12 protein-coding genes are annotated in these 12,614 nt (G+C 59.6%); 7 read left to right on the top strand and 5 right to left on the bottom strand.

What is annotated here, in order from left to right; translation table 11 throughout:
* Nucleotide 1 precedes the first annotated feature (1 nt).
* On the bottom strand, nt 2–679 hold the full coding sequence (locus MSNKSG1_RS11970) for a response regulator (protein WP_040886898.1): 678 nt from the start codon (nt 677–679) through the stop codon (nt 2–4).
* A gap of 260 nt (nt 680–939) precedes the next feature.
* Between MSNKSG1_RS11970 and MSNKSG1_RS11965 the strand changes: the two genes are divergently transcribed.
* The 3 genes from MSNKSG1_RS11965 to MSNKSG1_RS11955 are packed head-to-tail and all read left to right on the top strand — an operon-like array spanning nt 940 to nt 3,360.
* Complete coding sequence (locus MSNKSG1_RS11965; protein WP_008939537.1) at nt 940–1,935, top strand: ABC transporter substrate-binding protein; 996 nt, start codon at nt 940–942, stop codon at nt 1,933–1,935.
* Complete coding sequence (locus MSNKSG1_RS11960) at nt 1,932–2,705, top strand: ABC transporter permease (protein ID WP_008939536.1); 774 nt, start codon at nt 1,932–1,934, stop codon at nt 2,703–2,705. Before MSNKSG1_RS11965 ends, MSNKSG1_RS11960 begins: the two co-directional genes overlap by 4 nt.
* A complete protein-coding gene (locus MSNKSG1_RS11955) occupies nt 2,698–3,360 on the top strand; it encodes an ATP-binding cassette domain-containing protein (protein WP_008939535.1) in 663 nt (220 codons plus the stop codon). The genes MSNKSG1_RS11960 and MSNKSG1_RS11955 overlap by 8 nt, the downstream gene beginning before the upstream one ends.
* A gap of 3 nt (nt 3,361–3,363) precedes the next feature.
* On the opposite strand, the gene MSNKSG1_RS11950 is transcribed toward MSNKSG1_RS11955, so the two are convergent.
* From MSNKSG1_RS11950 to MSNKSG1_RS11935, 4 genes are read right to left on the bottom strand one after another with little or no spacing between them, the layout of a single operon-like run.
* Nucleotides 3,364–4,167: an ABC transporter permease gene (locus MSNKSG1_RS11950; RefSeq protein WP_008939534.1), complete on the bottom strand. Its 804-nt coding sequence runs from the start codon at nt 4,165–4,167 to the stop codon at nt 3,364–3,366.
* A 1-nt stretch (nt 4,168) separates the two neighbouring features.
* Nucleotides 4,169–4,891, bottom strand: a complete 723-nt coding sequence (locus tag MSNKSG1_RS11945) for an ATP-binding cassette domain-containing protein (RefSeq protein ID WP_008939533.1) — start codon at nt 4,889–4,891, stop codon at nt 4,169–4,171.
* The gene (locus MSNKSG1_RS11940; protein ID WP_008939532.1) at nt 4,888–5,862 is read right to left on the bottom strand and encodes a YVTN family beta-propeller repeat protein; all 975 of its coding nucleotides are present in this window, start codon (nt 5,860–5,862) and stop codon (nt 4,888–4,890) included. The genes MSNKSG1_RS11945 and MSNKSG1_RS11940 overlap by 4 nt, the downstream gene beginning before the upstream one ends.
* Before the next feature lie 33 nt (nt 5,863–5,895).
* Nucleotides 5,896–7,071, bottom strand: coding sequence for an ABC transporter substrate-binding protein (locus MSNKSG1_RS11935; RefSeq protein ID WP_008939531.1), 1,176 nt, complete (start codon nt 7,069–7,071; stop codon nt 5,896–5,898).
* Nucleotides 7,072–7,337: 266 nt separating this feature from the next.
* On the opposite strand from MSNKSG1_RS11935, the gene pedF reads away from it, so the two are divergent.
* The 4 genes from pedF to exaC all read left to right on the top strand — a co-directional run bounded on the left by pedF (nt 7,338) and on the right by exaC (nt 12,523).
* Entirely contained in the window at nt 7,338–7,766 is a 429-nt protein-coding gene (pedF, locus tag MSNKSG1_RS11930; protein WP_008939530.1) for a cytochrome c-550 PedF, read from the top strand.
* Between the two features lie 80 nt (nt 7,767–7,846).
* Nucleotides 7,847–8,818, top strand: coding sequence for a substrate-binding periplasmic protein (locus tag MSNKSG1_RS11925; RefSeq protein WP_008939529.1), 972 nt, complete (start codon nt 7,847–7,849; stop codon nt 8,816–8,818).
* 201 nt (nt 8,819–9,019) lie between these two features.
* The gene (locus MSNKSG1_RS11920) at nt 9,020–10,798 is read left to right on the top strand and encodes a PQQ-dependent methanol/ethanol family dehydrogenase (RefSeq protein ID WP_008939528.1); all 1,779 of its coding nucleotides are present in this window, start codon (nt 9,020–9,022) and stop codon (nt 10,796–10,798) included.
* A 204-nt stretch (nt 10,799–11,002) separates the two neighbouring features.
* Nucleotides 11,003–12,523: an acetaldehyde dehydrogenase ExaC gene (exaC, locus tag MSNKSG1_RS11915; protein ID WP_008939527.1), complete on the top strand. Its 1,521-nt coding sequence runs from the start codon at nt 11,003–11,005 to the stop codon at nt 12,521–12,523.
* Nucleotides 12,524–12,614: the final 91 nt, after the last annotated feature.

Raw genomic sequence — 12,614 nt, 5'->3', positions numbered from 1 at the left:
ATCAGCGCTTGAGGTACTGGCTGAAGTCCACATCGCTGGCGGAGAGAATGGCCTGGACCCGGTTGTGTACCCCGAGCTTCCGAAGAATGGCCGAAACGTGGGCCTTGACGGTGGTTTCGGCAATATTCAGGTTGTAGGCAATCTGCTTGTTGGACTCTCCCTTCGACATCCGTTCAAGCACCAGCAGCTGTCGGCGGGTCAGCGAATTCAGAAGTTCCGGGGAAATCGGATTGTCATCCTGTCGACTGCGTCGGGTGTTGCCTTCCTTTCCGGTCCGGATGATGTCCGACGGCAGGTAGACATTGCCGTTGAGGATCTGCTGGATGGCCTCGGTCATCTGCGCCCTGGGCGACGATTTGGTGATAAAGCCGACTGCTCCGTAGGTGATCGCCTGGAGCACCACCTGTTTGTCTTCCTCCGCGGAGACGATGACCACCGGAATGGTGGGCGCCTCGTTGCGAAGGGTGATCAGGCCGTTGAGACCATGCATGCCGGGCATGTTCAGGTCGAGAAGGATCAGGTCCAGGTCATCGTTGGCGCGGGTAATGTCCAGTGCGCTGTCGAGATCGTCCGTTTCCAGGATTTCACTGCCTTCGAACCCCGATGAAATCACGCTGCTGATCGCCTCACGAAACAGTGGGTGGTCGTCAGCGATCAGGATTTTGTAAGCGGGCTCCATGGATAGTTCAGCCTGTTTATTATCGGTATCGGGAGTGGATCCGGAATCATGATAGCGGTTTTCCGGTGAAAGTGCGGCATCAAGCTCGTTCAGCATGGCGTCCTCCTTTCGCAGGGGCGGTCGGGTCCGACCCGCTGGTTTATTGTTGTCATTGCACCATTACACGCCAGATCCGTCGTCGGTTGAATGCGACCATCGCACCAAAAAACAGGCACCAAAGTACTATTCTGGACGTCCCTCAGGGTTCGTATCGTGGGCTCATGACGACCATGATATGGAACACATTCCTGGCAGTTGTCCGGTTGCCGCTGGCTCTGGCGCTGCTCCTGTTTGCGAACACCAGTCCGGCCCTGGCGAATGATGGGCCGCTACCCGAGCTGTCACTCAGTGTTCTGCAATTCGGTACTGCACACTGGGAACTGGATCAGGTTCAGCATCGCGGGCTGGACACGGCCAATGGCTACCGGTTGGTGGTTCATGCCGTTGCCAACCTGTCAGCATCCCGGCTTGCTGTCGCCAGTGGTTCGGTCGACGGCGCGGTGGCCGACCTGCTCTGGGTTCAACACAGGTACCGGGATGGGCAATCCTACCTCTACGTGCCTTTTTCCTCTCAAATCGGACAGGTGGTGGTGCCGGAGAACTCGGATATCCACGGCGTGGCCGATCTCTCCGGCCGGCGGATCGGCGTGGCCGGCGGTCCGGACAGCAAAGGCTGGGTTTTGCTGAAAGCCGTCGCCGAGCGTCAGGGGGTCAAGCTGGGAGGCCGCGATCAGGTGCAGTACGGTTCACCACCGCTTCTGAATCAGGCACTCAAGCGCGGCCAGGTGGACGCTATTGTGACCTACTGGCATTTTGCCGCCAGGCTGCAGGGCCAGGGTGGTTGGCGCACGGCGTTCAGGATGTCTGACCTGCTCGAAAGCTTCCACCTGGATCCGGACCTGCCGGTACTGGGGTATGTGTTTCCTGAACGCTGGGCCGAAACGCACACGCAGTTGGTGGCGAGCTTTGCCCGTTCCATCCGACAGGCCCGTACCGGACTGGCCGCCAACCCCGACCAGTGGCAACGGCTACACCCCCTGATGCGGGCCTCATCTCCGGCGGTGTTGCAGGCCCTGCACGACGGGTTCCTCGCCGGAACGCCAAGACCGCTGACGGACCGTCGTATCGCCGATTTGCAAACGCTGATCGGGCTCACTGGTGGCGGCATCGGGGAACCGCTACCGGCGCACCTGTTTTTCCGGGATCCACGGGAATGACCGGCCGGGGGTATGCGCCCGTCTGGTGTTACTGGGTGGTGTTACCCGGCTTGGTGGTGCTCTGGTTCCTGGTCGCCATGGCACTGGACAGCAGCCTGTTGCCTACGCCGCTGGCTGTCGGACGGACGCTGTACGCCGAGGCCGCCAATGGCGAGCTCTGGCTGAATCTCGGCGCCACCCTGGCAAGGGTGGCGGTCGCCTTCGTGATTGCCATGGGTCTTGGCGTCACGATCGGGGTTGTCATGGGGCGGTCAGAGACGACCAACGCACTGCTTGATCCCCTGTTGTTACTGATGCTGAACCTGCCGGCGCTGGTGACGATTATCCTGATGTACGTCTGGTTCGGCCTGATTGAATCCGCCGCGGTGCTGGCCGTGGTCATCAACAAGGTTCCCAACGTGGCCGTAACCCTCAGGGAGGGGGCCCGCAGCCTGGATCCCAAGCTGGAAGCGATGGCGACGGCCTACCGGCTCAATCGTTGGCAGCGAACCCGCGAGGTGTGGTTGCCACAGCTGTTCCCGTACCTGATGGCAGCCATGCGAGGGGGCCTGGCGTTGATCTGGAAGATTGTTCTGGTCGTGGAACTTCTGGGGCGGTCGAACGGGGTGGGGTTCAAGCTGAATTTGGCGTTCCAGGTATTCGATGTCGCCACCATCCTGGCCTACAGCCTGGCGTTCGTTGCTGTCGTGCAGGTCATTGAACTGGTTCTCCTGCAACCCCTCGAACGTCGTGCCAGTCGCTGGCGGCGACCGGAGTTGGCTCATGCTTGAGCTGAGAATCAAGGGCCGCGACTTCGAGAGGCCGGTACTGGGAGATATCTTCACGCAGATAAGGCGCGGGGATCGAATCTGTCTTCTCGGCCCTTCCGGCATTGGCAAGACCACGTTGCTGAATGCGATTGCGGGGCTGGATCGTCATACTCCGGCGACCGCGTTCCGCGGACGGGAATCTCTTCGCCTCGGTTACCTGTTCCAGGAGCATCGATTGCTACCCTGGCGGACGCTGGGTCAGAATCTCGCCATTGTCGGAGCAGCGCCCAAAGACATCGACCGATTGCTTGAGAGTGTGAGTCTGACCGGTTACAAGCACCATTTTCCCGATCAGCTGTCGCTGGGCATGGCAAGGCGGGCGGCGCTGGCCCGATGCCTTGCTGTGAAACCGGATCTTCTTCTCCTGGACGAGCCGTTTGCTTCTCTTGATCCGGTACGCGCCGGCGAGCTCCGAACGTTGATTTCCGGGCTGCTGGACGCCCATCCCCACATGGGCATGCTCTGTGTGACCCACGATGCTTCCGATGCGACGGCGTTGGCCAATCGTCTCTGGTACCTTGATGGTCACCCTGCCCACCTGCAATGGGATGCGCCGGTGGCGTCGGATGTGGAGACCATTGTTCAGAGCCTGCGCACCAGTATGCCCTTGCTGTGAGGGCTAGCCGGTACGCGTTCCCGGGATCCGGGTCCGCTGGGGCCGAAACCCGGCGGTAGCCAGCAGGGCCAGTACGACCGTCACGCCCGCCGTAATCCCGAACGCCTGGCCATTCCACTGCAGATACAGGGCAAACCGGATCGCTTCCACGGCATGGGTGAACGGGTTGAACTGGCACACCCAGTAAAGCCAGGGGCTGGCCTCCTGCATTCGCCACAGCGGGTAAAGCGCCGACGACATGAAAAACATCGGGAAAATCACGAAGTTCATGACCCCGGCGAAGTTCTCGAGTTGCTTGATCCAGGTCGCAATCAGCAGGCCCAGGGCTCCCAGCATCAGGCTGGTAAGAACGAGCGCCGGCAGCACCGCTACATAGCCCCAGAGTGGTGGTTCCACATCGACCAGCAACGCCAACAGCAGGAATACATAAACCTGTCCTACCGAGACCACCCCCATTGCCAGTAACTTGGTGACGAGCAGGAATGGGCGGGGCAGCGGGCTCATCAACAGAACCCGCATACTGCCAAGCTCCCGGTCATACACCATCGACAGGGCGCCCTGCATACTGTTGAACAGAATGATCATGCCGCACAGGCCGGGGGCAATGTAGGTCTCATAGGTGATGTAGGTATCGTAGGGGGGAATGATCGAAATCCCCAGTACCGCCCGGAAGCCGGCGGCAAACACCACCAGCCACAGCAGCGGACGCACGAGCGCGCTGGCAAACCGTGTCCTTTGCTGCCAGAAACGCAGCCACTCGCGGGTCTGTATGCCGAGAAAGCAATGCCAGTATTGAGACAGCTTCATATTATCCGGCTCCGGTCAGGACATGGAATGTTTCCGACAGGTCCCGTGAACCCGTCTCCTCACAGATGGCCTGCCCGGTGCCATTCGCAAGAAGCTGGCCCTGGTGCAGGATCAGTACCTGATCGTCGCGGCGGACTTCCTCAATCAGGTGGGTCGCCCAGAGCACGGTAAGACTCTCTTCCCGACACAGCGCCCGTACGTGCTCGTTCAGGGCTTTCCGGCTAGCGACGTCCAGGCCAACCGTGGCCTCATCAAGGAGCAGTAACGAAGGGTGGTGTAGCAGGGCCCGGGCAATTTCCACCCGCCGTCGGTGTCCACCGTTGAGCAGTCGGACCGGCTCGTTCGCCCGCTCCAGCAGGCCGAATCGCTCCAGTTCCCGGTCGCCACGTGTCCGTGCCTCCTTTCTCGAAAGGCCGTGCAGTGCGGCGTGGTACAGGAGGTTCTGTCGAACGGTCAGGTCGAGATCCAGGGCATTTTGCTGGAACACGACTCCGATACGGCGCATGGCTCGCGCCGGGAACCGTGCCATGGACTCGCCTTCGAACAGCAACTCCCCGCGCTGAATGGCCAGAAGCCGGGTCAACAGCCCGAACAGCGTCGACTTGCCGGCACCATTGGGGCCGAGCAGGGCGTGGAATCGACCAGGCTTCAGGGAGAAATTCAGATCCTTGAGAACCGGTGTTGTCCCGTAGTCAAAGCTGAGGTGCCGGACGTCGATGCTCATGATGCCGGGTCGACGACCACACCCCAGGGATAGCGGCCGACCTTGATCGATTTGATGACTTTAAGGCGATCCACGTCGATCACCGACACATCGCCCGATACGCCGTTTGTGGTGTACAGGTATTTCTCGTCTTTGCCCAGGTCCAGTTGCCAGACCCGACTGCCCACCAACAGATAATCCAGCACTTCGTAGGTTTTTGCGTCCACCACCGCCACGTGGTTGGATGGGCCGAGGGCAATGAAAGCGTAGCGACCGTCGGAGGTCAGTTCGATGCCAACGGGCTGTACCCGGTCCGGATTGACGCCGGGTACATCGAACGTGAGTTCCCGGATCTGTTCGAGGTTCTCCACGTCAATCACATGAACCGTGCCTCCCACCTCTGTGGATGCCCAGGCAATCTTGCTGTCCCGACTGAACTCCACATGCCGGGGGCGCTGGCCGACGACAATATTCTTTTTGATTGTGAAGGTGTCCGTATCGATCCAGTGCAACATACTGCTGGTTTCCGAGGTATTGACCGCCCATTTACCGTCCGGGCTGACGGCCATACCCTCGGGTTCCAGTCCGACGTCGATCTGTGACAGCACCTGCTTGGTTTTCACATCCACGACGGTGACGATGGCGTCGTTTTCGTTGGAGATATAGAGGTGACGGTCGTCCGGCGCCAGCGCGAACTGTTCCGGATCTTCTCCGGAGGGCAGGGTGTCCACGATTTTTCGCGTGGCCAGGTCCATTACCTGGACGGTGTCGTCGTCACTGGCACAGATGAACAGCCGGGTTCCGTCATGGGATAGCAGGATGCCTCGTGGCCGGGCACCGACCGGAATGGTATCCACCACGGACATGGCATCGGTGTCGATCACAGAGATGGTGTTGTCTTTCTCGTTGGAGACATAAGCCAGGCTGGCGGTCGCCGGCAGGGACAGGCTTATCAGGGAGAACAATGCCGCGGGTTTTATCAGGTGTTTCATCGTCTGTTCCTTATTGCTTGGCCTGCAGAGGGCTCATCCATTGATTCGGCATTCGCTTTCCGGCCTGTCGAATCCGAGCGTGTCCATCCGGCTTCTGGGGTGCAGGAATCCTTCGAATGGCGCCCGGTCCACCAGGCCTCGGGGATGAACCAGCGGAATAGGCTGGCGGAGTTGTCCGTTCCAGGCGCGGAAGGTCAGTTTGCGGCCCTTGAATCCGGCCAGCTGGAACTGGTCGCTGAACAGGAAGGGTCGCAGGGTTTTCACCTCGGCGGAGCCGGTTTCGGTTACAGCCGTTCCGATGGCCCGGATCGCGGCCCAGGCGGCGTAGTCTTCACTGTTCATGTTGCGTTGGGCGAGTTCCCGGAACCGGTTCTGTAGCTGGGTGGCGCCCCAGCTTTCCACAACCCGATGCCAGGCTACGGGTGTCATGCCCTGAGTACCCACAACCGGGCGCGGCAGCCAGGTATGGAATGGCACGTACTCCCCGAAGTCACCGCGTACGTCGGCAACGACCACGACATCGTAGTCATCCGCCTGAGTGAACAGCGGTAATTCCCGGGAGGCGCTCCGGCGGAGATCCGCATCAAACGTCCAGGGTTTGTCTTCCACGATGTCCAGACCGAAGCGCCTGGCAGATCGACGAAATGCCGTGGCCCATTCCTTGTCTTCCGCCGTCGGGCCGGAGATCAGGAACACCTCATTCCACCGTCGTTGATTCAGCCATTGTCCCAGGGCGTCGGTGAGCATCGCGTAGCTGGGAATGGTGTGCAGTAACGAGGGGACGCAATCCCGTTGCCGGAGGCCATCTTCTCGCGCGCCGGCATTGAACATCAGGACATCCGGGCCGGCACGCTTTGAAAGGGCCATGAGGGTTTCTGCCGGCACTCGAAATACAAACAGATGCACGCCATCGGCAATCATTCGGTCGAACGACGCCAGGACGCCTTCCTCTGAGTCGGCCACCGAGGTAGCCATCCGGTAATTCTGGTCCAGAAACCGGCCCGTCGTGTTGTTGTCGGCGGTCGCCAGCTCTGCCCCCCTCAGACCGGAATCCGCAGGCTTCGGAATGACGTTGGACAGCACCGGGCCCTGGTCTGGCACCCACTGTATGTAGCCCATCGGGACGACCAGGGGCTCGGCATGCAGAGCCGTACTGGCCACAACCAGGGCTCCGAAGAACAGCTTGCGAATAAGGCGGTGGCCGGGCATGAAACAGACTCCCGTTTTTTGTTGTATCGCTACATCCGAGGATAGAGAGACCGTGCAGCGTCGGGAATATTCACAAAGTAGGAAAGGGGCACTACTTAAGAACGAGTTTTGAGCCTGACTACCGGCTACTTACTACCAAGGAACTAGGGCAAAAACCCCAAAGTGGCATTCGGAAGCGTGTGGCTCCTCCCTAGACTGGTTGTCAGCAAGTTGGCAAACACAATTCCAATCGCCAACGCACGGGGAAACAACAAGAGGTAGCAATCATGGCAACTCGCACATCAATGAAGGCGGTCCTGGCCTTCACTCTGGCTGGTGTCGCCAGCTTCGCAATCGCCCACGGCAACGTCACCCCTCAGCCAGTCGACACAGGTGATCTTCCAAAGCTGGGTGACGAAGTGCGGACCGAAAACCCTTTCCGGGAAGGCAACGAATTCGGCAAATACAACGCCGAGGCGGTTGAGATTGGCGAAAGCGCCTATGCCGGAAATTGCGCCGGATGTCACGGCATCCGGGCCATGTCAGGCGGATTGACCCCCGATCTTCGGGAGTTGACCCAGTGGGACGACGAATACTTCATTCATCGGGTACGCAACGGTACCGATCGCGGCATGCCGTCCTGGAAGAAGACTTTGGACCAGAACGCCATGTGGGCTATCCGGACTTATGTCGAGTCACTGCCCAAGCCTGAATGATGGTACCGAAGACGTTGTTTTTCGGGTGAAGAACGCCGGGCCGACCTGATGTCGGCCCTTTGTCGTTGGAGGGAGCGGACATGAATACCAGGTTTCTTATTGGCGGCCTGCTGGCCCTTGGTCTTGTCCTGTGCAGTGCTGGTGTTTCCGCCGGCGAGGTTCGGGACGGCGACGATCTCCTGAACCGGCCTACCGACCGGACCTACGACCGGATCATCGAGTCCGGCTATCTGAAAGTGGGCGTTTACAAGGACTTTCCGCCGTATTCCTTTGAGCAGGACGGTGAGCCCCGGGGTATTGATGTTGAGCTGGGAAAACGCATCGCCCGGGAGCTGGGGGTGGACTTTCGGGTGCACTGGATCGTGCCGGATGAGGCGCTCAGTGACGATCTTCGGAACAACGTCTGGAAGGGGCATTACCTGGACAAGCAGAGGCTGGCCGACGTGATGATGCGGGTTCCCTACGACAAGGCCTACGCCTACAAGCAGGACTCCACCGGTGAATACGTCAACGAACAGGTTCATATGTTCGGGCCGTACCAGCGGGAAACCTGGCAGATTGCCTACGATCCCTCACAACTGGACAGCGTGCAGACTGTGGCCGTATTCCAGTATCACCCGATTGGCGTCGAGATCGATACCCTGCCGGATTTCTACCTCACATCCGGACTTCGAGGTCGAATGCGTGATCAGGTCCGGCATTATCGGGATGTGGAGGAAGCCTTCAAAGCCATGCGCGAGGGCGACGTCAGCGCGGTGATGGCGATGCGTTCCGAGATCGACTTTGAGCTTGGCCGGCCGGAAAACAGGGCCTTTCGGCTGGCAGAGACCGGCTTTCCCGGCATTGGAAAGCAGTTCTGGGATGTTGGTATGGCGGTCAGGAACAATCATCGCCAGCTTGGCTATGCCCTTGAGGGCATTGTCGACAAGCTGGTGAAGAGCGGTGACATGGATCGGCTCTTCGCCGGCCTTGGTCTTCGTTACGGTGTACCCGATTACTATCGGGAGTTCCTCAAGCCCGAAGCCCTGGCCCGGGCGTCGGGCTCCGACTGATCCGGAAACCTGCCCCGGGAGGCCCGCCTGCAACGGCGGGCCTTTTTGGTTTGGGAGCGGGGTCGTACTACCAAGTGATGAGAAAACCTGTTCGGCGGATTAATTGTTGCACCTTGCCCGAACGCGAAGAATCAACTCAGAGGCGGGAAACGTTCCCGGTTCGCCTAGAAACTGAAAACAAGAGAATGGGAGAGCGCAACCATGAGATCGAACAAGTTCGGGATTCGCATTGCGGCCAGTGCACTGGCCCTGGCGGTATCCTACGGCGCCCAGGCGGCGGTTACCGATCAGGACATCATGAACGACGAGAACACCCCGGGTGACGTGGTTACCTATGGCATGGGGCTCAAGGGACAGAGATACAGTGGCCTGGAAAAGCTCAACACGGACAACGTGAAGTACCTTCAGCCGGTGTGGGCATTTTCATTCGGCAACGAAAAGATGCGCGGACAGGAAGCCCAGCCCATGGTCAAGGACGGCGTGATGTACGTGTCGGCCTCATACTCGCGGGTCTATGCCATCGATATCAAGACCGGCGAGGAGATCTGGCAGTATGACGCCCGCCTTCCGGACGGCATCATGCCCTGTTGCGACGTGGTCAACCGGGGCGTTGCACTGTACGACGATAAGGTGATTTTCGGCACCCTGGACGCCAAGCTGGTCGCCCTGAACAAGGACACCGGCAAGCCGATGTGGATCAAGAAGGTCGCCGACTACCAGGCCGGTTACGCCATCACTGCGGCGCCCATGATCGTCAAGGGCAAGGTGATTACCGGTGTTTCCGGTGGTGAGTTCGGTATTGTGGGCAAGGTGATTGCCTATGACGCCAACACCGGTGAGAAGGTGTGGATGCGCCCGACGGTGGAAGGCCACATGGGCTACGTCTACAAGGATGGCAAGGCCATCGAGAATGGCATTTCCGGCGGCAAGGCCGGTAAGACCTGGCCGGGTGATATGTGGAAAAACGGCGGCGCCGCGACCTGGCTGGGTGGCACCTACGATGCCGACACCGATTCCATTTTCTTCGGTACCGGTAACCCGGCACCGTGGAACTCTCACCTGCGTCCGGGCGACAACCTGTTTTCATCTTCCCGACTGGCGATCGATCCGGACGACGGCAGCATCAAGTGGCATTTCCAGACGACTCCGCACGATGGCTGGGATTACGACGGGGTGAACGAGCTGGTGTCGTTTGACTACAAGGAGAACGGCAAAACCATCAAGGCCGCTGCCACCGCGGACCGAAACGGATTCATGTACGTCCTGAACCGTGAGAACGGTGACTTCATCCGCGGTTTCCCGTTCGTCGACAAGATCACCTGGGCCACGGGCCTGGATCCGAAGACCGGCCGTCCCATTTACAGTGATGCGCACCGTCCCGGAGACCCTGCCAACTCTGAGGGGAACAAGGGTAAGAAAGTCATGGCGCAGCCGGCGTTCCTGGGCGGCAAGAACTGGATGCCCGTGTCCTACAGCAAAAAGACCGGTCTGTTTTACGTGCCCTCGAACGAGTGGGCCATGGAAATCTGGAATGAGCCCGTCTCCTATAAGAAAGGCGCGGCGTTCCTCGGGGCTGGATTCACCATCAAGCCAGCCCATGACGATTTCATCGGTGTGCTGCGTGCGATGGACCCCAAGACCGGGAAGGAAGTCTGGCGTTATGAAAACACCGCGCCGCTGTGGGGTGGTGTCATGACCACCGCCGGCAACCTGGTGTTTACCGGTACTCCGGAGGGCTACCTCAAGGCTTTCGACGCCCAGACCGGGAAAGAGCTTTACCGCTTCAACACCGGTTCCGGGGTTGTCGGTACGCCGATTACCTGGGAGATGGATGGCGAGCAGTACGTATCGGTTCTGTCCGGATGGGGTGGTGCCGTACCACTCTGGGGCGGCGAAGTGGCCAAAGTCGTCAAAGACTTCAACCAGGGCGGTATGGTCTGGACGTTCAAACTGCCGGGCGATCGTGTTGCCGCAAACTGATCCGAATTCTCGGGTCCTTTCAGGGCTGCCTTCGGGCAGCCCTTTTTTGTGGGTCGGGGAGCATGGCGCGATGTTTCTACTACCAAGGGATGAGTTTTTCAGCCCCATCGAATCATTCACGAATTCCTGAGGGCCGACTACATTGAATGAGTAAACGCGAAAGGCCGCGTTGCCCTGCGATAAACACAACAAGAGGTCGACACCATGATCTACGCACAACCCGGAAAAGACGGCTCCGTCGTTTCGTTCAAATCCCGCTACCAGAACTATATTGGCGGCGAGTGGGTGGAACCTGTAAAGGGCCAGTACTTCGAGAACATCACCCCGGTGACCGGCGAAGTGATCTGCGAAATTCCACGCTCTTCCGCCGAAGACATCGATCTGGCCCTGGATGCAGCCCACAAAGCCGCACCTGCCTGGGGCAAGACGTCGCCAACGGAGCGTTCGAACATCCTGCTCAAGATCGCAGACCGCATCGAGGCCAACCTGGAAAAGCTGGCGGTCGCCGAAACCTGGGACAACGGTAAGGCGGTTCGTGAAACCCTGAATGCGGATATTCCGCTGGCAGCGGATCACTTCCGCTATTTCGCGGGCTGTATCCGCGCCCAGGAAGGCCACATGGGCGAGATTGACCACAACACCGTGGCGTATCATTTCCACGAGCCGCTGGGCGTTGTCGGCCAGATCATTCCCTGGAACTTCCCGATACTGATGGCGGCCTGGAAACTGGGCCCCTGTCTGGCTGCCGGCAACTGTACCGTGCTCAAGCCGGCCGAGCAGACGCCGGCCAGTATCCTGGTGCTGATGGAAATCATTGGTGACCTGCTGCCGCCGGGCGTCCTTAACATCGTGAATGGTTACGGCATTGAGGCCGGCCAGGCTCTGGCCACCAGCAAGCGCATTGCAAAGATCGCGTTCACCGGTTCCACCCCTGTAGGTTCCCATATCCTCAAGTGCGCGGCAGAGAACATCATTCCCTCCACCGTGGAACTCGGCGGCAAGTCGCCGAACATCTACTTCTCCGACGTCATGAAGGCCGAGCCGGAATTCATCGACAAGTGCGTGGAAGGCCTGGTGCTGGCGTTCTTCAACCAGGGCGAGGTCTGTACCTGTCCGTCACGGGCTCTGGTGCAGGAAGACATGTTCGAGGAGTTCATGCAGAAGGTCATTCAGCGCACCAAGGCCATCAAGCGTGGCAACCCGCTGGATACCGACGTGCAGGTCGGTGCGCAGGCGTCCAAAGAGCAGTTCGACAAGATCATGTCCTATCTGGAAATCGGCAAGCAGGAAGGCGCTGTGGTGCTGACCGGTGGTGACCGGGAAGACCTGGGCGTGGAATTCAACGACGGCTTCTACATCCAGCCGACCCTGTTCAAGGGCGACAACAAGATGCGGGTATTCCAGGAGGAAATCTTCGGTCCGGTCGTAGGGGTAACTACCTTCAAGACCGAAGAGGAAGCCCTGGCGATTGCCAACGACACCGAGTTCGGCCTGGGTGCCGGCGTCTGGACCCGTGATACCAACCTGGCTTACCGGATGGGTCGGAACATTCAGGCCGGCCGGGTCTGGATGAACTGCTACCACGCGTATCCGGCGCACGCGGCCTTTGGGGGTTACAAGAAGTCTGGCGTTGGCCGCGAGACCCACAAAATGGCCCTTGAGCACTATCAGCAGACCAAGAATATGCTGGTCAGCTACGACACCAATCCACTCGGATTCTTCTGATCTGCAAGAAGCGGTAAGGGCCCCGCGGGGCCCTTTTTTTCGTGTCCCCACATGGACGTGTTTTATGTCTCTTTGGCCCCTCCCCGGGGCC

This window comes from Marinobacter santoriniensis NKSG1, from assembly GCF_000347775.1.
GTDB lineage: Bacteria > Pseudomonadota > Gammaproteobacteria > Pseudomonadales > Oleiphilaceae > Marinobacter > Marinobacter santoriniensis.
The sequence above is the reverse complement of the archived record's forward strand: the minus strand, read 5'-3'. Positions and strand labels throughout refer to the sequence as shown.